Source organism: Allobosea sp. Root670 (genome assembly GCF_001429415.1).
GTDB lineage: Bacteria > Pseudomonadota > Alphaproteobacteria > Rhizobiales > Beijerinckiaceae > Allobosea > Allobosea robiniae.
In genome coordinates this window covers 1181266-1199603 of sequence record NZ_LMJU01000001.1, presented here as the reverse complement: position 1 = coordinate 1199603, position 18338 = coordinate 1181266, and the positions used below count along the sequence as shown (strand labels likewise).

The window sequence follows — 18338 nt, the reverse complement described above, 5'->3', positions numbered from 1 at the left end:
TTCTAGGCCTCCTTGCCGCGATAATTGCGCAGGAAGCTGCTGAGGCGCGGATTGACGGACTGGCGGAAGATCGCGTCGGGCGTCCCCTGCTCGACGATGACGCCTTCGTCCATGAAGATCACCCGGTCGGCGGCCTGCCGGGCGAAAGCCATCTCATGGGTCACGACCACCATGGTCTGGCCCTTCGCCTTCATCTCCTGCATCACCGCAAGGACCTCGCCGACGAGTTCGGGGTCGAGCGCGGAGGTCGGCTCGTCGAAGAGATAGAGCTTCGGCGCCATCGCCATCGAGCGCGCGATGGCGACGCGTTGCTGCTGGCCGCCCGAAAGCTCGGCCGGAAAGGCCTTGGCCTTGTGGCGCAGGCCGACCTGCTCGAGCGCTGCCAGCGCCCGCTCCGAGGCTTCCGCCGCCTTCAGCTTCAGCACCTTCGACAGGGCGAGGCTGACATTCCGCTCGGCGGTGAAATGCGGATAGAGATTGAAGGCCTGGAAGACCATGCCGATATCGCGCCGGATCTTGCTCAGGTTGACGCGCTTTCCGGTGATCTCGATATCGTCGAGGTGGATGGAGCCGGCTTGCGGCTCCTCCAGGCGATTGATGCAGCGCAGCAGCGTCGACTTGCCGGAGCCCGACGGGCCGATGATCGCGACCAGCTCGCCGGCGGCGACATCGAGGTCGATACCCCTCAGGATCGGGACGGCGCCGAAGCTCTTCTCGATCCCCCGCATTTTCAGCAGGGCCCTGGCAGGCGCGCTTGCGGCCATCACTTGCAATCCGGCTTGTGATAGCTGCGCTCGTAGCCTTCGAGCCCGATCGGGCCATAGCCGGCGAAGACCTTCATGCTGGAATCGGCCGGATCGGGCTGCTCACCGAACCATTTCTCGTGCAGGCCTTGCAGCGTGCCGTCGAGCTTCATGCATTCCAGCGCGTTCTCGACCTGGTTGCGCAATTCCCTGGCATCCTTGCGGAAGCCGTAGCCGAGATCGTAGTCGACGAAGATTCGGTGCACGACCTTCATGCGGCGGTTCTTCGAGGCCGCGTACTGGCCGACATTGAGGTTGACCACATCGGCATCGGCGCGCTTGGCGATCACGGCCTGCAATGCGTCGCTGTCCTTGTCGTAGCGTTGGATCTTGTAGCCGTACTTGGCCTCGTTCGCCGTCGCCCAGGTATCGGTGAAGCTGCCGCTATTGGTCGCGAGCACCTTGCCGCGCAGGTCCTCGGGCTTGGTGATGCTGTCGTCGTCGGAGCGCGTGACCAGGCCGATCCCGCCGGTCAGGTAACCTTCGGTGAAGAGCAGCTGCGCCGCGCGCTCCTTGGTCATGGACATCGGGGCGACGATCATGTCGTAGCGCCCGGCGAAGAGGCCCGCGAAGATCGCGGAGAAATTGACGTCGACGACTTCGACACCGGTGCGGCCGATGCGCCGGGCGATGTCCTTCGCAACCTCGATCGAGAACCCCTCGATTTCGCCGGAAGGCTGGCGCATCGCCCACGGCGCATAGCCGACATCGGCCGCGATCTTCAGCGGTTCCGCTGCTGCGCCGGACAGGGTCGCAGCCAGGAGACCGGCGGCGCCGGCGGCCAGGCTGATCTTCCTTCGCAACAGGAGAATGAAGTCTAACGTCATTGGATTTCCCCTCGTTTGATTGACATTATTTTGATGAACATTAAACGTACGGACGACCGGATGACAACATGATCATCCGTGATATGCAAGGGGGAGGCAGGGCATGGCGGTTCTGAACTACGCATTGATCGGGCTCGGCGGAGCAGGTGCGGGCTTTGCGGTCGCTGTCGCAGCGCGGGGCGGGCGCATCTGCGGCTGGTATGACTGCGACGGTGCGGTGCGTTCGTCGACCGACATGGCCGGGGGGCTGTCCTTCGAGGGGCTGGGCGGCCAGGGGGCGGTTGCCCTGCCGAAAAGTGCGGCGGATGGCGCTGCGGCCGTCGCCGGAGCGGATGTCGTCGTGGTCTCCACCACCGCTGACCGGCATGCGGCCGTGGCACGCGAGATCGCGCCCGGCCTCGCGCCCGGCCAGATGGTCGTGCTGCATTGCGGCTATGTCGGCGGTTCCAAGGTCTTTGCCGACGCATTGATTTCAGCAGGCAATCCCCAGGGCGTCGCGGTCTTCGAACTCAACAACACGCTGCATCTGGCCGGGAAGCTCAATCCATCGACCGTCGTGCTCAAGGGGCAGAAGCGCTGGCTCGAGCTCGCCGGTCTGCCCGAAGCGAAGGACAATCCGCATTACGCGGCCTTCCTCGAGCAGTTCCCGGAATTCACCTATTCCGCGAACGTGCTCGAAAGCGGCCTGAACAACCCGAACTGCATCGGCCACGTTCCCGCCTATATCGGCGGCGCGATGACGCTGGACCGCGACATGGGCGATCTGACGACCGGCATCCTGCATTTCGACGAGGCGCGCATGGGCCGGGTCAATGTCATCGCCGCCGCGCTGGAGCAGGAGCGCGATCAGGTCATGCGCGCGGCCGGGCTCACGCCGCTGCCGTCCGCCACCTTCTCCCAGCGGGCCTATCCGGCGGGAACGCGGCTGTTCGGCGCCATCCCCCGCTTCGGGCCCAAGCTGCAGAAGCGCTTCCTGCATGAGGATGTGCCCTGCTCGCTCGTGCCGCTGGAAGTCCTCGGTCGGCAGGTTGGCGCCACGACGCCGTTGACGACCGCTCTGATCGCCATTGCGAACATTCTGGAGGCCGTCGATTTTCGGGCGATCGGCCGGGACGAGCGGGTTCTGTCGGCGGACTGGATGCGCATGCACTCCCCCGTCCTGCGCCAATAACAGGTCGGGAACTGAAGGCCGGCCAGCCTGGAACGATATCAGGCGCCGGTCGGCCTGCGCGATCTTGCGCCTGCACGACCATCGCTGCCTTCAGAAGCTGACTCTGATCCGGGCCGATCCACCGAGGCGGCTGCTGTTGGCGGAGAGCTCTCCGTCGAGGTTGAGGCCGAAGGTGACGCGTTCGGAGAGCCTGGCGTTGAGGCCGGCACTGAGGAGGGCGCTGTTGCGGTCTGCCTCGGCCCCGGTCGCGGTGAAGCTCGCGCCCGGCAGCCCGATCAGGCTTGCGGTCAGATCCGCATCGCGCCGGAAATAATGCCCCCAGGCCGCCCGGACATAGCCCGTGACCGGAACCGAACCGAGCACGGTATCGGCATCGAGCTGCAGGCCGAGTTCGCTGCGGGCGGTGACGTCGCTGCGCCCGCCGAGTGCGAGTGCCCCGGCATTGGCGCCGGCCCAGTTTGCCTCGACTACCACAGGGCTATGCGCCCGGGTCGCCTGGATCGCCGCCAGCGGCGAGACCGTGAAGCCGTTCCAGCCGAGCAGCGCGGCACTCGCCTGCAACCTGCCGCTCCAGGCCGTCGTCGCATAGGAGGACGAGAGGCTCGAGCCCAGGGCCGGAATGCCGCGGCTGACATCATTCTCCAGCCGGGCATAGCTCAGCGCCCCGCCGAGCTTCACCAGGCCGAGCTGTGTCATGCCGTAGAGGCCGGCCTGGAACACGTCGGCGTCGATCTTGCCGATCAGGCCCGGCAGCGAGGCCCGCGCCTTGCCGCCCGAGACCGCGACGCCCGCCACTGTCCCCGGCAACAGCCGGATATCGATGCCCGTTGCGAGATGCGCGTCGTCGATCGTCCGCTTCGCCGAGCCGATCGCGGCGTCACCACCGGTGCGGCCATAGGAGCCATAGGCCGAGCCCCAGACCGAGTAGAACGGGGTGTCGAGGCGTGAGGGAAGGGCGGGTTCGTCCGCGCCCTTGCGCATGAGGCCGGAGAACGCCGCTGTGCCCGGTCCGACGCCGGCACCGTTCAGCCGCCCGGCCGCGAACGGGTCGAGCATGATACGCAGGAACTGGTCGGAGGCGAGGCTCGCCATCGCCGGCGCCGCGGTATGGATCTCGCCCGAGAGGCTGTTTACCGCAGCCGGGATCGCGGCTGCCGGCAGGTTGTAGATCCCGAACAGCGTCGACGGATCGCCGCCATTCTCGACCGCCGTGTCGATCGAGCGCGCGATGGCATAGGCATTGCGCGGATGGGTCACGCCGAGCGTCGGCGAGCCCGGTGGCGAGCCGTGATCCCCGGGCCCCTCGGGCGTGAGCGGCTTCGGCGCGAGCGTCAGCAGCACGTCATTGGTGGTGTAACTCACCGTCGTGGTCACGCCGTCGCCGAAGGTTCCCGCCGTGTCGACCGGGCTGAAGGTGCCTGTTCGTCCCCCCGCCGCCGAGAGCAGCGTGTAGGCGCTGTTGAACGCATAGGCGCCGCCGAGCGGCGCCAGACGCAGCGTGCCTGCCAGTGCGGCCGTGCCGGTCACGTTGACGCGGTCCGCATTCGCGCCCTGGATCTCGGCGAGATAGGTCGAGCCGGGGTTGAAGGTCAGGTTCCCCCGGACCGCCAGCGTTCCGGGAGAGTTGCCCGGCGAAAGCGTCCCGCCGTTGATGATCGTCGTCGGGACCGTGCCCGAGCCGCCCAGCAGCGCGCCGGCCGCGACCGTCACGCCCGAGGACGATGCGATCGAGCCGTTCACGATCAGCGAACCGCCGGTGACGACCGTCGCGCCCTCGTATGTGTTCACTCCGTTCAGGGTGAAGCTGCCGGTGCCGACCTTGGTCAGGGAGCCATCGCCGAAAACGCTGCCGATGGTGCCGCTGAAGACGGTGCTCGTGTTGTTCGTCCCCGTTGTCAGCACCACTCCCAGGCCGGGGATCACACTCGTATCTGCCCCGCCAGCAAGCGAGCCGATCTGCTGGTCGAATAGTATCTCGAATTGCGAGCCGGCCCCCGTCAGGCTGACCGCCCCCGTGGGTGACAGGGCGTTGGGCTCGAAAACGACGAACCGAGAGCCGTTGGAGATGTTGATCGCGGTCGAGTTGCGGATGGACCCGCCCTGGCCAATTCTCAACGTCCCACCGGCGACATTGGTCGGGCCGGAATAGGTGTTGGCCCCAAAGATATTGAGACCCGCCGACCCGGTCTTGGTCAGGCCGCCCGATCCGGAAATATCTCCCCTGAAGACGAAAAAGGCGCTGTTGTCGATGGTCAGCGTCGCCGCGCCCAGATTGACGGCCGTGCCGGCGTCCCCTTCCAGTCTCTTGACGGTCTGGTTGTAGCCGTCGAGGTCCCAGGTGCTGCTGCCCTGAAGACCGATGCCGGCTGAAGAGGCCAGCGCGTTGGCCGCCCCCATCCGCAGCGTGCCGGCATTGACGGTAGTCGTACCCGTATAGCTCTGCTCATTGGTCAGAGTGAGGGAGCCCCCTCCCGTCAACGTGAAGTTGCCATCCCCCGAGATGGTCCGGGAATAGATGCCGCCACCTCCCTGATTGAAGACGACACCGCGCGTGCCGGCACCGGCTGCGAAGGTCAGGTTGCCGGCCATGCTGGCGGCGTTGCCGGCAAGCGTTCCCTCGTTGATCGTCCAGTTCTGGTTGCCGGGGCCCGACAGCGTCCAGGTCGACGACCCCGTCTTCTCGTAGGCCGTGAAGCCGGTATGCGAGGCCACGAGGTTGCCGATATTGACGCTGCCATCCGTGGCGCCACCCAGCGCCAGGACATTGTTGGTGCCGCCGCCCTGAACCACGACATTGCCGTCGGTCGTCGAGCCGGCCCGGATCTCGAAGCGGTTGTTGCTGCCGGAGAGCGCGACCGCATTGGCGCGCGTCACGCCGTCGCCGGAAAGCCCGCCCGCGATCGTCCCCGAATTGATGATGGAGATGCCGCCGCTCGCCGCGCCGACGATGCCGACGCCGCCAACGCCATGGCTGGTGGAGGCGGCGGTGCCGCCACGACCGCCTGAAATCGTCCCGGCATTGTCCAGGCTGGCGATCTGGCCATCCCGGAAGACGATGCCGGCGCCGCCGACGCCCGCGACATAGACTGGGTTGAGGTCGGACTGGTTCCCGCCCGCACCGCCCGTGATGCTGCCGCCCGCCATATTGGCGATCGAGCCGCCCCAGGCTTCCAGGCCGGCACCGCCTCGGCCGTAGCCAGTCCCACCTGCGTTCGAATCGCCTCCCTTACCGCCTGTGATCGCGGCCCGATTGTCGATGATGCCGAGATTGCTCAGCACGCCGGCACCGCCGGAGCCGGCCCAGGCCCACCCCCCGCCCGCGCCGCCGGTGATCGAGCCGGCCTGATGGGACAGGCTGCCGCCATTGTACAGGAACAGCCCGGCGCCGCCGTGCCCGCCCTCATATTCGTTGCTGCCCTGGCCGCCGGCAATGACGCTGGTACCGCCCGCTCCGGCCGCGACGGTGATCGTGCCGCCGTTCAGCAGCACCAGCCCGGCGCCGCCGCCGCCAGCGCCCGCACCGCCAGCGCCCGCGCCGCCCGAGACAGCGAACCCGTTCGTATTCATGCTGACGCCGGCACCCGTCAGGATGAGGCCGCCACCGCCACCGCCACCGCCGCCACTGCCCGCTGGGGAGGCGCCAAAGGACCCGGTCGCTCCTGTGCCACCAGCATAAGCCGAGCCGAGGGAGAGCGGAGAGGTTGTCGTGAGGAGGTTGCCGCCGCCGCCGGCTCCCCCCGCTCCGCCATTGCTGGGGAATCCGGGATCATAACCGCCGCGGCCGCCGCCGCCGCCGCCGCCGGCAGAGAGGTCATTGGGAGCGCCCGGCGCCCCGCCTGCTCCGCCGGACCCACCGACATCGTCGTAACCACGCATTCCCGCGGTCGCCGAACCGCCGGGTGTCTGTGCTGCCGAACCGCCATCGCCCCCGAAAAAGCCGATGGTGCGGTCGCCGCCGCCGCCGCCGCCGCCCGCGATGCCGCCCAGGCCGAAGCGGTCGCCCGCGCCGTTGCCGCCTCCCTGGGTGATCTGCTGCGCGGAAGCGGCGTGCGGCCATAGCGGCAGCCCTGCGCCTAACGACACCGCAAGGGCCAGACAGGCTCGCGACGTCGTCCTGCGCAGGCTGCTGCGCTGCTGGGCAAGAGAACTGGAGACCGGACCGATGGCTTCACCGGCAACAGCCGGAGACGCAGCATGCGATCCAGATGGGGAGGTCATCGGCGTCGTGGCGCTACGGGATGCGGGCGCGCATTTCGGCAAATCGCGGCTGCGAAGCGTCATCATTCCCCCTGCCGAGCGACCGGATCGGGAGCCCGTTCGTCACTCGTCTCGCGACATCGTCGGTGGCGTTGCGCTCGGCGCCGCGTCGACGGTTCCGGCAACCGCCTGGCGAAGAACGAAGCAAGCCGATTCTCAGGTTAGATTTCTGCCTCCGGTCAGGCTACCGTTGAATTCAGTTGAATTCTGACAGATTCTTACGAAACCCCTGACGCTACGGCATGTTGCTTCGTATCAATCGGGGCGATAGCCGAGCTTTCGGAGAAATCGCCGCCGGATAATGCTGCAGCAGCCATGGTTGAACGCATGGCGGCTTGATACAAAGCTTCGGAATCATCGTCCACGTCGAATTTCAAGGCCGGATACGCGGGAAGATCCGGTGGTGGGTTGAAGTAAACCTGAGAGACGAAATGCAGGACCTCGGAGCCGTTCGTATCGCAGAGGCCATGCCGAAAGCAGAAGCCTCCATCCGGGACCCGGCCACAGTAGCGGGCCGTGACATGCACGGCTCCATGCACCTTGTTCGACGCCGGTTGCGGCAATCCCGCCCCGGCGATCACCACGCTCCGGACCCGGCCCCGATGAACGCCGCACACCTCGCTGCGCCATTTCACCGCGGCGGATCGTGCCGCCATCCGCAACCAGGGCTCGGCGATGCCACCGCCCGCCTCGGCATCGCGCAACGGAAGGCGAGCCGGGACGAAGACCTCGTCGGTGGGCACCGACCAGCCGGCGGTCCAGCGATCAAGCAACCTGGACTTGAGGGCTTCGACGGCCCCGAACAGCACGCGAACATGCATCCGCAATCTCCCCCTTGTGAGAGCGGTGTCGGCAAGGTGTCTTTTCACGCGGCGATCGGGCCACTGCCCTGTGACCGTCGGTCAGTCTTGCCTCAGTCAGGGCGTCAAAAGTATTTTGTATTGAGTAAATCAAAATATGGGCGGATTTCTACCTATGAATTCGTTCAGATTCTGACGAAATCAAACATGAATATCTTCTACTGAATCTATACATAGGTTATTAAGGGTAGAATTTTATCCAATATCGAGTATTGGCTGGGGCATGAGAATGCGGCGAGATGCTTGATCTCAAAACGGTCCTGATCGTGGCATTGGCGACTGCAAGTCTGCAGGCGGTGGCCTGGGTCTTCGTCTGGCGGGCCTGGCGCCATCTCTACGAGCTCAAATTCCTTGCGGCGGGCTTTGGAGCGATTGCCGTCGGCCTCCTCCTGATGATCATCCGCGGTCCGGAGCCGGGTGCCCTGGCTATCGTGCTGCACAACACGGTCATCAAATTGGGACTCGTCCTGCTCGCGGAGGGGCTGGCCCGCTTCCTGGGGCAGCCGCGCTATACCTGGATCGGCATCTCGCTCCTGGTTCTGCAGATCGCCGTCTGGAGCGCGGCCGTCGCGATCGACCCGGACGACATCGCGACCCGGATTTACAGCTCGACCGTCTTTACCGTGATCATGATGTCGGTGATGTGCCTGGGCCTCGTGCGGGACCGGACGCAACCCCCGCTCCTGCGCCTGATCACCATCGCCATTCTCGCCGAGTACATGGCGGCCAGCATCCTGCAGAGCGTCCTCGAATATCGCCTGCCCGCCGATTTCGACGGTGGCCCGATTCTGGCGGACCGCAACGCCTGGTACCTGTTGCAGGGCACGCTTTTCCTGATCGCGTTGTTCGCCTGCCTGCTCTTCATGGTCAGTTCGCGGCTCTCCGCCGATCTGCGCAGGAAGCACGACGCCCTGTTGCAGGAAGTGGAGGAGCGCCGCAGGCTCGCAAGCCGGCTGAATGCCAGCATCGAGGCCGAGCGGGCCCTGCGCGATGAACAAGCGGATTTCATGCGCGTGGTCAGCCATGAGTTCCGCACGCCACTCGCGATCATCCGCAACGCCGTCGACATGATCGGTCTCGTCGGCGACAGGTCGCCCGAAGCCACGCGAGAGCGCCTCTCCGGCATCGGCGAGGCGCTCAATCGCCTCTTCTCCCTCATCGACAGATTCATGGCGGATGACCGCGAGAACGGCTTCCAGCCCGAACCGGTCCAGCTCGGCTCCCTGATCGGGGATGCGCGCCTGCATTTCGAGATGACGGCACGCGGCGGCAGGCTCCATTTTGCCGTGGCCGACGAAGCCGCCTCCCTTCATGCCGACCCGGAAATGCTCGGGACGGTCATCATCAACCTGATCGACAACGCCTTGAAATATGCACCCGACGACCCGGCGATCCGCATCGAAGCCTGGGAGGAAGCGGCTTCCGTCGTGATCCAGGTTCGCGACCGGGGCATCGGCATTCCCCATGCCGAAGAAAGCAAGATCGGGCGCCGCTTCTTTCGCGCCTCCAACGCCAAGGCGATCACCGGCACCGGCCTGGGGCTCTACGCAGCGCGCAAGTTCCTGGCCTATCACGGCGGAACCCTGCAGCTCGTCTCCGACAACGGCGAGGGTACGACGGCCATCGTGCGCGTGCCGTCGTCGCGTGAGGCCGCCGCCGCCGATTTGCCAGAGGAGACTGCAGCGTGACGCAGATTCTGATCGTCGAGGACGAAACCAGGCTGCGCAAGGACCTGGTCGATTTCCTGGGGCTGTGCGGCTTCTCGGCCAGCGGGGTCGCCTCAGCGCAGGAATTGCGCCAGGCGCTCGCAACCGGCCACGCGGCCGACATCATCATTCTCGATGTCGGCCTGCCCGATGGAAACGGCTTCGAGCTCGCCAGCCAGATTCGTGAAACCCATCACTGCGGCATCATCATGCTGACGGCGCTCGGCGACAGCGACGACCGCATCCGTGGCTTCGAGAGCGGCGCGGACATCTACCTCGTCAAGCACAGCACGCTGCGCGAGATCGAGGCGGCCATTCGCAGCCTGCTGCGGCGGAGCGGAAACCCGCCCAGCGCGGCGACCGGCATCAGCGATCAATGGCTGCTGGACGGCACGAATTGGATGCTGGTCGCGCCCAATCTCCGTTCGCTCAAGCTGACCGCGACCGAATTCGCCTTCATGAGTGCGTTGTGCAGCCGCGGCGGCGACATCTGCCAGCGCGAGGAATTGATGGAGACGCTTGCCCGCCCACGGTCGAACTTCGGCAACCGCCATCTCGACGCCATCGTCAGCCGCCTGCGCCGCAAGATCGAGGAGCGCACCAGCCTGCCAGCGCCGATCAAGGTCGTCTACGGCGTCGGCTATACCTTTACCGCAACCTTGCAATGACCATCCGTTGAACGGCTGCTGGGGCCTGTTCGCACTCGACGCGCGCTGATGGCTTTCGATCAGGCGGCGGCTCGATCCGGCGCGGGCGCCTGTTCCGCTCCAGGCCCGAGTTTCGGCGGGCTGAGATAGCGCTCGCCGCTATCGGCGATGACCGCGACGATGGTCTTGCCGGCATTTTCTGGCCGCCGACCGAGTTCGGAGGCGGCGTAGAGCACGGCGCCGGAGGAGGTTCCGGCGAGGATGCCCTCCTCCTGCGCCAGCATCTGCGCGAAGCGGCGGGCCTGGGCGGTCTCGGTCACGATGACCTCGTCGACGACACGCGGGTCGAAGTTGTCCGGAAGGTAATCGGCCTCGACTTCGGTGACCTTGTGAACGCCCTCGATGCTGTCCGGATAGGCGTTCTCGACCGAAGGCAGCGAGGCTGCGCCGGGTTCGACCACCACGACCTCCACGTCGCTCTTCTGCTCTTTGAGGAAGCGACCGGTGCCTGAGATGGTGCCGCCGGTGCCGACCGCTGCGACGAAAATGTCGACCTCGCCCTGTGTCGCCCTCCAGATTTCCGGACCGGTCGTCTCGAAATGGACGCGGGGATTAGCCGGATTGCCGCGTTGGTTGGTGTAATACGCATCCGGGTTCTCACGCCTTACCCGTTCGATGATCCGATGGATGGCGCCCGCTTGCAGAAAGACCGCGTTGTCGATCAGCACGACCTCGGCGCCGTATTGCTGGAGCAGCCGGATCTTGTCCTCGCTGATCGTGTTGCGCAGGTAGAATTTCGAGCGATAACCCCGCGCCGCGGCGATAGCGGCGAGGCCGATGCCGGTATTGCCGCTGGTCAGGTCGACGATCAGCTGCCCCGGCTTGAGCAGACCCCTTTCCTCGGCGTCGCGGACGATGCCCCAGGCGGTGCGGTCCTTGATGCTGCCGGCCGGGTTCAGATACTCGATCTTCGCGAGCAGCTTCGCCTTCAGGTTCTGCCTGTCTGCGAAGCGTTGAAGCGGCAGCAGGGGCGTGTTGCCGACGAGCGCAGCGAAGTTGTCGGTTGCCATGAAGTTTCTCCCTGAAAAGACCGATGACGGCCGCCCGCCTCACTGACGAGCGGCCGGCGCCGATCTCACTTCCTCGGCAAGCCCGGCGGGTTGGTGCGCGATTCGGGGACGGCCTCGCTCGCGAGGTTCCAGCGGGCGAGGACCTTGCCGTAGTTGCCATTCTTGATCTGGCCGTTGAGGGCGGCCGTGATCGCCTCGGCAAGCCCTGCGCCCTTGCGCGTCGTCACTGCGATCTCGGCGGTCAGCGGCCAGCCGCCGCTGAAATTGCCGGCCAGACGGGTCTTGCCTTGCGTGGACTGAAAGCCGAGCGTCGGATTGGGGCCGAGATAGGCGTCGGCGCGGCCGCTCTCCAGGGCGATATAGAGCACGACGTCGTCGTCGAAATAGAGCGGCTCGACCGGCTTCAGCCCCGCCTTGACGTTCTGCTCGTTCCAGCGGAGCAGGATCTGCTCCTGATTGGTCCCCGACCCGACGATGACCTTCAACCCGGCCACATCCTTGGGCTCGCGGATCTCGATCGGGTTGCTGGCCTTGACGTAGAAGCCGAGCAGGTCCTGCCGATAGGTCGAAAAGTCGAACTTCTCCTTGCGCTCCTCGGTCACCGTCACGTTCGAAAGCACGGCGTCGTATTTTCCCGAAACGACGCCGAGCGGCCAATCCGCCCACGCCACGTTGACGATTTCCAGCCTGCGCCCCAGCGCGTCGGCGACCAGGCTGGCAAAGTCGATCTCGACGCCGATCTTGGTCCTGTTGTCCTCGGCGAAAGCGGCGAAGGGCAGGCGCACCGAGGCGCTGGCGACGGTAAAGACGCCGTCCTTCACGAATTTTGCGTCCTTGCCGATGGCCTTGATCGCGGCCTCGTCCGGTTCGGCGCGTGGGCGGGTCGCCTGCGCGGCAGAAAGGTCCAGCGCCTGCTGGGCCATGCCGGGTGCGAGGCTCAGGGTCAGGGAAGCGGCGCTGCCGAGCAGGGCGAGCAGGTGTCTGCGGTGGATCATGGAGTGCTTTCTCCGGGAGTGAGCGGTCACAGGACCTTGGCCAGGAATTCGCGGGTGCGGGAGTGGTCGGGCGTGCCGAGGACACGGGCCGGCGGGCCGGCTTCGACGATGCGGCCGGCTTCCATGAACACCACCTCGTCGGCGACCTCGCGGGCGAAGCCGATCTCGTGGGTGACGATCACCAGCGTCGTGCCCGAGCGGGCGAGTTCCTTGATGACGTCCAGCACCTCGTTGACGAGTTCGGGGTCGAGCGCCGAGGTGGGTTCGTCGAACAGCAGCACCTTGGGCTTCAGGGCCAGCGCGCGGGCGATGGCCACACGCTGCTGCTGGCCCCCGGACAGCTGGCGCGGATAGGCGCCGGCCTTGTCGGCGAGGCCGACACGCGCGAGCAGATTTCGCGCCTCCGCAAGCGCGTGCACGCGAGGAATTCCGCGCACCGAGACCGGCGCCTCGACGATGTTCTCGATGGCCGTGAGGTGCGGGAACAGGTTGAAGTTCTGGAAGACCATGCCGACATCGACGCGGCGCTTCAGGATCTCGCGTTCCTTAAGCTCGTAGAGCGTGTCACCGTCCTGGCGATAGCCGATCAGCGCGCCGTCGATGGTGATGAAGCCCTGGTCGGCGCGCTCGAGATGGTTGATCGCGCGCAACAGCGTGGACTTGCCGGAGCCCGATTGCCCGATGATCGCGGTGACGCTGCCGGATCGCAGGGTGAGGCTGACATTGTCGAGGACTGTGAGCGGGCCGAAGCTCTTCGAGACGCCGCCGATCCTGATCTCACCGCCGGGGCGGGTCGCAGCAGCGGATGGTGACGGGGCCAGGGCAACATGCTCGTCACCGGGAGCGCGACCCGCCGGCACATGCCGCCTGAGCCATGCGAACGCTTGCGTCAGCGCGGAAGCCGGCGGATTACGCAAGGCGCCGCGCGAATAATGCCGCTCGATATGGTGCTGCACGAAGGACAGCACGCTGAGGATCACGAGGTACCAGACCGTCGCCACCATCAGCAACGGGATGACCTCGAGATTGCGCCGGTAGATGATCTGGATGGTGTAGAACAGCTCGGGCAGCGCCAGGATATAGACCTGACTGGTGCCCTTCGTCAGCGAGATGATCTCGTTGAAGCCGTTCGGCAGGATCGTCCGCATCGCCTGCGGCAGCACGATGCGGGTGAACTGCCGTCGTTGCGGCAGGCCGAGTGCGGCCGCGGCCTCGTGCTGCCCCTGATCGACCGAGAGGATGCCGCCGCGCACGATTTCCGAGGAGAAGGCCGCCGCATGCAGGGTCAGCCCCAGCACCGCCGCGAAGAAAGGCGTGATCAGCTGCGTCGTCGACCAGGTAGCGAAGGTGATGTCGGTGAACGGAACGCCGAGCCAGACAGTGCTGTAGAGATAGCCGAGGTTGTTCAGGATCAGCAGCAGGACGATCAGCGGCACCGAGCGGAACAGCCAGACATAGGCGAAGGACAGGGAGGCCAGCAGCGGCGAGCCCGAGACCCGCGCCAGGGCGAGCAGCGTCCCGAACAGGAAACCGAGCGCGGTGCCCGCGAGCGTCAGCAGCAGCGTGCGACCAAGGCCGGCCAGGACCGGCTCCGAGAAGAACCATTCCGCAAAGACGTCCCAGCCCCAACGCGGGTTGGAGAACACGGAGTTCAGCACCGCGAAGATCACCAGGGCGGCGAAGATGGTGCCGATGGTACGGGCCGGATAGCGCGCGGGCACGATCCGGAACCGGCTGAAATCACCGACATACGGTGCCGTCTGGGCGCGCGCGGGCAGGCCCGCAAGATCGCTGGCGAGGGTCATGATCTGGCTCGTGTGATGGATGTCGGTGCGTCAGCCCGTCCGCAGCTGCGGACGGGTATCCGGCTGCTTCGCCGGCGAGGCGAGGGCGGGTGGCAGGCGGTTTTCGAAGGGCTGGATCCGATAGCTTTCCGGATCGAACGCCTTGGCCCGAGCTGCGATGCGGATGGTCATCGCCGCTCGCCTCAGCCGGCCCTGCGCGCCTGCTCGCCCGCGCCGGCATCGACGTAGCGGCTCGTCTTGCGGGGCAGTCCGAGGTGGTCGCGCAACGTCGTGCCCGGCAGCGAGCGGTCATAAACGCCACGCTCCTCCAGCACCGGGATGACCAGCTCGACGAAGTCGGAAAGGCCCTGGCCCAAGACCGGAAAACCGAGCACGAAGCCGTCGGCTGCCTGCTTCTCGACGCGCCCGATCAGCACATCGGCGATCTCCTCCGCCGTGCCGATCAGATCCGTGCGCGGCGTCGCCGCCTCCAGCGCGGCCTCGCGCAGCGTCTGATGGTTCAGCGCGGCGTTGCGCTTGATGCGGTCGGTGGTGGAGCGGAAACTGTTCTTGCCGATTTCGCCGAGCTCCGGGAAGGGCGCATCGAGCGGATAGGCCGTGAAGTCGTGATGGTCGAAATAGCGGCCGAGATAGGCCAGCGCCTCGTCGATCGAGACGAGATTGCGGATCGCCTGATATTTTTCTTCCGCTTCGGCATGAGTGCGCCCGACGATGGGGCCGGCGCCAGGGAATACCTTGACGTCGTCGGCACTGCGGCCATGGGCGAGCGCGCTGGTCTTGATGCTGCGGTAGAGGGCCTGGGCATCCTCGAGCGGCACATGATTGGCGAAGACCGCATCGGCATGCCGGCCGGCCAGGCCTATTCCGGCTTCCGAGGCGCCGGCCTGGAAGAGCACGGGCTGTCCCTGCGCCGAGCGCTGTATATTCAGCGGTCCCTCCACCTGGAAGAAGCGGCCCTTGTGGCCCAGCGTATGCAGCTTCTCGCGGTCGAAGAAGCGCCCGCTCTGCCGGTCGCGAACGAAGGCGTCGTCATCCCAGGAATCCCAGAGCCCCTTGGCGACATCGAGATATTCCTGCGCGATCTCGTAGCGCAGGGAATGTTCGGGGTGCGGCCGGCTGTAGTTGCGGCCCGAGCCCTCCAACGGTGAGGTCACTGCGTTCCAGCCGGCGCGGCCGCCGCTGATCAGGTCCAGCGAGGCGAACTGCCGGGCGATGGTGAAAGGGTCGCTATAGGATGTCGAGACCGTGCCGACGAGCCCGAGCTTGCGCGTCGTCGTCGCCAGCGCCGACAGGATCGTCAGAGGCTCGAAGCGGTTGAGGAAATGCGGGATCGACTTCTCGTTGATGTAGAGCCCGTCGGCCACGAAAGCGAAGGCGATGCCGTTCTCCTCGGCCTTGCGGGCATTGGCGATGAAGAAGTCCAGATTGACGCTGGCATCGGCCGGATTCGCCGGGTGCCGCCAGGAATTCATGTGGCTCCCGGCGCCCTGCAGCATCACCCCGAAGGTCAGGCGGGTCTTGCGCGGCGGTGTCTGGGCCATGGCGAGTCTCCTTTGACGATCAAGCGGCGAGAGCAGGCGCTTCACCGGCCAGCAGGCTGACCGATGTGGCGCGAAGCCGCGTCGCCGCGACGGGGGTGTCGATGATGAATTCCGAGACGCCGAAGCGCGCGTGCAGGGCGTCCAGTTCCCGGCGAACATCCTCGGCCGTGCCGGACAGGACATGCGGCCTGCGGATCTCGGCTCTGAAATCCGTTGCGCCGGCCTGCCGCGCGAACTCCGCGGCCTGTTCCTCGCTGCCGAGATTGACGCTCTGGCCGTCCGCCAGCGAAACCCGGACGACCCTGAGCTGATCGGTGATGCTGCGCGCTTCTTCGGCAGTCGGGGCCGCGAGCGCTGCGACACTCAGCAGCGGCGTCCCGATGCCGCCGGATTTCGCGTAAGTCTCGAAGCTGCTTTCGAGCGCTTTGGGATCGCCGTTGAGCTGGCCCGCGAAAACGAGCCTCCAGCCCAGTCCGGCGGCAAGCGCGGCACTTTCGGCACTGGCGCCCAGCAAGAAGCGCTCCGGCGGAGCGGGCGGTGCTGGAAAGGCCTTGGCGGCGTCGATACCCGGCGAAGCCTTGCTTCGGTCGAGCAGATAGCCGTCCAGTTCCCGCAGGAGTTCGCCGAAGGGCGCTGCCTCGGCTTGGCGGGCTCGCAGCGCCCGCGTCGAGAAAGGCAGCCCGCCAGGTGCCTTGCCGATGCCGAGATCGACGCGATCTGGCGCCAGGGTTGCCAGCAGATTGAAGGTCTCCGCCACCTTATAGGGGCTGTAATGGCCGAGCAGCACGCCGCCGCTGCCGATCCTGATGCGCTGGGTGCGGGCCGCAAGATGCGCGATCAGGATCTCCGGCGCGCTGCTGGCGAGCCCAGGGGCTCCGTGATGCTCGGCCAGCCAGAACCGCGCGTAACCCAGTCGCTCGGCCGCCTGTGCGAGCGCGACGCTTCGGCGGATGGCGTCGGTGGCGGGCTCGCCGTCCAGGATCGGACTCTTGTCGAGAAGGCTCAGGCTATAAGGCATGACTCCGCTCGCGCTCAAAAGGCTCGAAGGCCGACGGAAGGAAGCGATGGCTGCGGCGATAGCGACGATTCGAAGCGCCCGTCGCGGTAGATCAGGGCTGGTTGCTGCCGGCCGATGCGAATCTCGCGGATGCGGCCGATCACGATCGCATGGGTGTGACGCTCGATCAGTTCCTCGACCTCGCAATCCAGCGAGGCCAACGCGCCATCAAGCAGGGCGGAGCCCGTCACGCCCTCGCTCCAGTGCGCGCCGGCATAGCGCTCTTCGCCCTTCTCGCCGCGGCGGCCGGAGAAGCGCTCGGCAACGTCAGCCTGGGAGGCGGCCAGGAAGTTGACGGCGAAGGCACCTTGCCGGCGCAGCACCATCGCTGTCGAAGATGCCAGGTTGAGACCGAACATCAGGGTCGGTGGTTCCGCCGAGAGTGACGAAACGGATGTCGCGACCAGCCCGGTCCGCCCGCCATCGCGTCCGCTGGTCACAACGCTCACTCCGCCTGGAAGCTGGCGCATCGCCGCCCTGAACGAGCCGACGGAGACCGGTCCGGACGAAGCCGGCTCCGGATGCGGTGCGCTGCTGACGATCTTGCGGGATGCGAGCGGCACGATGGTCATCGGATACTCCGAACAGGCTGAAGCGGGCGAGCCGCAAGGAAATGGACGCAACGCGCTCAAGCCGCCCGAAGAGAGACACGGGTTGGCCCAATAATCGGATGGAGGAAAACTTGGTGCGGATCGAAATTGACCCGTCATCACAAGTGTCGGGTTCATCTCTGCTTCGATCAAGAGTTCAGATTTGCAAAGATTCTGGCCGGTGCAGATCGATTACCTTCTGGGCGGCGAACATGCACCGCGATTTCACTTCACGCGGCGTCAGAGCGCAGGGCAGCCAGCCGCAAGGCGATCCGGGTCTCCTGCTCCGCCTTGATGGCTGCGACCCGGGCACTTGCCTCCGCGAAGGATGCGGCTGGCGGATGGATCGGCGTTGTCGGTGTTGCACCCGCCCTAGCCCCGATGGATTTCTCGAAGGGCAGCGACCGATACAGTTCTGGCTCGACGGACATGTCGAACAGGGGCCGATAGCCGAGCGAACGATACAGATTGGTCGCCTCGGGCTGGCGGAAGCCGGTCGTGAGATAGGCCCGCACATATCCTAGCGCTGCCGCGGAGTCCTCCAGGGCAGCAACGATCCGCCGGGCAAGGCCCTGCCGCCGCATATCCTCGCGCGTCCAGATCCGCTTCAGCTCCACGGTCTCGTCGTCATGGCTCATGAAGGCGCCGCCGGCGATCGTCTCGTCGCCACGACGGAGGAGGATGAATTCGCCCAGCGGCGGCGCGAAGGCCTCCGCCGGATAGCGCATCAGCTCGGAGCGTGCGCCGCCGGGGCGGCTATTGGCTCCGTAGCGCCCGTCATATTCCGCTATGAGCCCCTCGACCAGGATTGCGGCACGAGGATCTAGTGGGGAGGTCCTGACGATCAGGTCTGGCATGAAAAGGCTCCGGCAGATGGCGCTGGCTACGGTGCATTATCGGTCAGAGCAGAGTATCGGCGGATTTGCTCCAATCAATACTGCAGAAAAAATAAGTATGATGTTCCAATCTAGCGCGGTTATTTGAAAATTACCTTTTGCAAAACTGAGGA

At 66.0% G+C, this 18338-nt stretch carries 15 protein-coding genes; 3 read left to right on the top strand and 12 right to left on the bottom strand.

Annotated elements, in window-relative coordinates; all coding sequences use genetic code 11:
- Positions 1-2: 2 nt before the first annotated feature.
- On the bottom strand, positions 3-764 hold the full coding sequence (locus tag ASE61_RS05495; RefSeq protein ID WP_061965326.1) for an amino acid ABC transporter ATP-binding protein: 762 nt from the start codon (positions 762-764) through the stop codon (positions 3-5).
- The gene (locus ASE61_RS05490) at positions 764-1630 is read right to left on the bottom strand and encodes a substrate-binding periplasmic protein (RefSeq protein WP_061965324.1); all 867 of its coding nucleotides are present in this window, start codon (positions 1628-1630) and stop codon (positions 764-766) included. Before ASE61_RS05490 ends, ASE61_RS05495 begins: the two co-directional genes overlap by 1 nt.
- Positions 1631-1733: 103 nt before the next feature.
- Between ASE61_RS05490 and ASE61_RS05485 the strand changes: the two genes are divergently transcribed.
- Positions 1734-2801: an NAD/NADP octopine/nopaline dehydrogenase family protein gene (locus tag ASE61_RS05485; protein ID WP_061965322.1), complete on the top strand. Its 1068-nt coding sequence runs from the start codon at positions 1734-1736 to the stop codon at positions 2799-2801.
- Between the two features lie 90 nt (positions 2802-2891).
- Here the strand turns inward: ASE61_RS05485 and ASE61_RS05480 are convergent, their stop codons facing one another.
- A complete protein-coding gene (locus tag ASE61_RS05480; protein WP_061965320.1) occupies positions 2892-6884 on the bottom strand; it encodes an autotransporter outer membrane beta-barrel domain-containing protein in 3993 nt (1330 codons plus the stop codon).
- Between the two features lie 392 nt (positions 6885-7276).
- Positions 7277-7879, bottom strand: coding sequence for a hypothetical protein (locus ASE61_RS05475; protein ID WP_061965318.1), 603 nt, complete (start codon positions 7877-7879; stop codon positions 7277-7279).
- 278 nt (positions 7880-8157) lie between these two features.
- Between ASE61_RS05475 and ASE61_RS05470 the strand changes: the two genes are divergently transcribed.
- Together ASE61_RS05470 and ASE61_RS05465 are read left to right on the top strand one after the other, a co-directional pair.
- Positions 8158-9606 carry a sensor histidine kinase gene (locus ASE61_RS05470; protein ID WP_061965316.1) on the top strand — a complete coding sequence of 483 codons (1449 nt, stop codon included), beginning with the start codon at positions 8158-8160 and terminating at the stop codon, positions 9604-9606.
- Positions 9603-10292, top strand: a complete 690-nt coding sequence (locus ASE61_RS05465; protein WP_061965314.1) for a response regulator transcription factor — start codon at positions 9603-9605, stop codon at positions 10290-10292. Before ASE61_RS05470 ends, ASE61_RS05465 begins: the two co-directional genes overlap by 4 nt.
- Positions 10293-10351: 59 nt before the next feature.
- Here the strand turns inward: ASE61_RS05465 and ASE61_RS05460 are convergent, their stop codons facing one another.
- From ASE61_RS05460 to ASE61_RS05425, 8 genes are all read right to left on the bottom strand, one after another.
- On the bottom strand, positions 10352-11341 hold the full coding sequence (locus tag ASE61_RS05460) for a PLP-dependent cysteine synthase family protein (RefSeq protein ID WP_061965312.1): 990 nt from the start codon (positions 11339-11341) through the stop codon (positions 10352-10354).
- 65 nt (positions 11342-11406) lie between these two features.
- Positions 11407-12336, bottom strand: a complete 930-nt coding sequence (locus ASE61_RS05455) for an ABC transporter substrate-binding protein (protein ID WP_061965310.1) — start codon at positions 12334-12336, stop codon at positions 11407-11409.
- A gap of 26 nt (positions 12337-12362) precedes the next feature.
- On the bottom strand, positions 12363-14141 hold the full coding sequence (locus ASE61_RS27375) for an amino acid ABC transporter permease/ATP-binding protein (RefSeq protein ID WP_082617128.1): 1779 nt from the start codon (positions 14139-14141) through the stop codon (positions 12363-12365).
- 30 nt (positions 14142-14171) lie between these two features.
- On the bottom strand, positions 14172-14312 hold the full coding sequence (locus ASE61_RS26310) for a hypothetical protein (RefSeq protein WP_156406984.1): 141 nt from the start codon (positions 14310-14312) through the stop codon (positions 14172-14174).
- 11 nt (positions 14313-14323) lie between these two features.
- A complete protein-coding gene (locus tag ASE61_RS05440; protein WP_061965308.1) occupies positions 14324-15682 on the bottom strand; it encodes an LLM class flavin-dependent oxidoreductase in 1359 nt (452 codons plus the stop codon).
- Positions 15683-15701: 19 nt separating this feature from the next.
- Positions 15702-16700 (bottom strand): MsnO8 family LLM class oxidoreductase, encoded by a 999-nt coding sequence (locus tag ASE61_RS05435; protein ID WP_061965306.1) that lies wholly within the window; start codon positions 16698-16700, stop codon positions 15702-15704.
- 14 nt (positions 16701-16714) lie between these two features.
- The gene (locus ASE61_RS05430) at positions 16715-17482 is read right to left on the bottom strand and encodes a flavin reductase family protein (RefSeq protein WP_244492711.1); all 768 of its coding nucleotides are present in this window, start codon (positions 17480-17482) and stop codon (positions 16715-16717) included.
- Between the two features lie 77 nt (positions 17483-17559).
- On the bottom strand, positions 17560-18186 hold the full coding sequence (locus ASE61_RS05425) for a GNAT family N-acetyltransferase (protein ID WP_061965302.1): 627 nt from the start codon (positions 18184-18186) through the stop codon (positions 17560-17562).
- Positions 18187-18338 lie beyond the last annotated feature (152 nt).

Coding starts and splice junctions, on each gene's coding strand:
- ASE61_RS05470 (WP_061965316.1), top strand. CDS start 8,158: ATGCTTGATCTCAAAACGGTCCTGATCGTGGCATTGGCGACTGCAAGT.
- ASE61_RS05460 (WP_061965312.1), bottom strand. CDS start 11,341: ATGGCAACCGACAACTTCGCTGCGCTCGTCGGCAACACGCCCCTGCTG.
- ASE61_RS05455 (WP_061965310.1), bottom strand. CDS start 12,336: ATGATCCACCGCAGACACCTGCTCGCCCTGCTCGGCAGCGCCGCTTCC.
- ASE61_RS05485 (WP_061965322.1), top strand. CDS start 1,734: ATGGCGGTTCTGAACTACGCATTGATCGGGCTCGGCGGAGCAGGTGCG.
- ASE61_RS05435 (WP_061965306.1), bottom strand. CDS start 16,700: ATGCCTTATAGCCTGAGCCTTCTCGACAAGAGTCCGATCCTGGACGGC.
- ASE61_RS05475 (WP_061965318.1), bottom strand. CDS start 7,879: ATGCATGTTCGCGTGCTGTTCGGGGCCGTCGAAGCCCTCAAGTCCAGG.
- ASE61_RS05440 (WP_061965308.1), bottom strand. CDS start 15,682: ATGGCCCAGACACCGCCGCGCAAGACCCGCCTGACCTTCGGGGTGATG.
- ASE61_RS05495 (WP_061965326.1), bottom strand. CDS start 764: ATGGCCGCAAGCGCGCCTGCCAGGGCCCTGCTGAAAATGCGGGGGATC.
- ASE61_RS27375 (WP_082617128.1), bottom strand. CDS start 14,141: ATGACCCTCGCCAGCGATCTTGCGGGCCTGCCCGCGCGCGCCCAGACG.
- ASE61_RS26310 (WP_156406984.1), bottom strand. CDS start 14,312: ATGACCATCCGCATCGCAGCTCGGGCCAAGGCGTTCGATCCGGAAAGC.
- ASE61_RS05425 (WP_061965302.1), bottom strand. CDS start 18,186: ATGCCAGACCTGATCGTCAGGACCTCCCCACTAGATCCTCGTGCCGCA.
- ASE61_RS05490 (WP_061965324.1), bottom strand. CDS start 1,630: ATGACGTTAGACTTCATTCTCCTGTTGCGAAGGAAGATCAGCCTGGCC.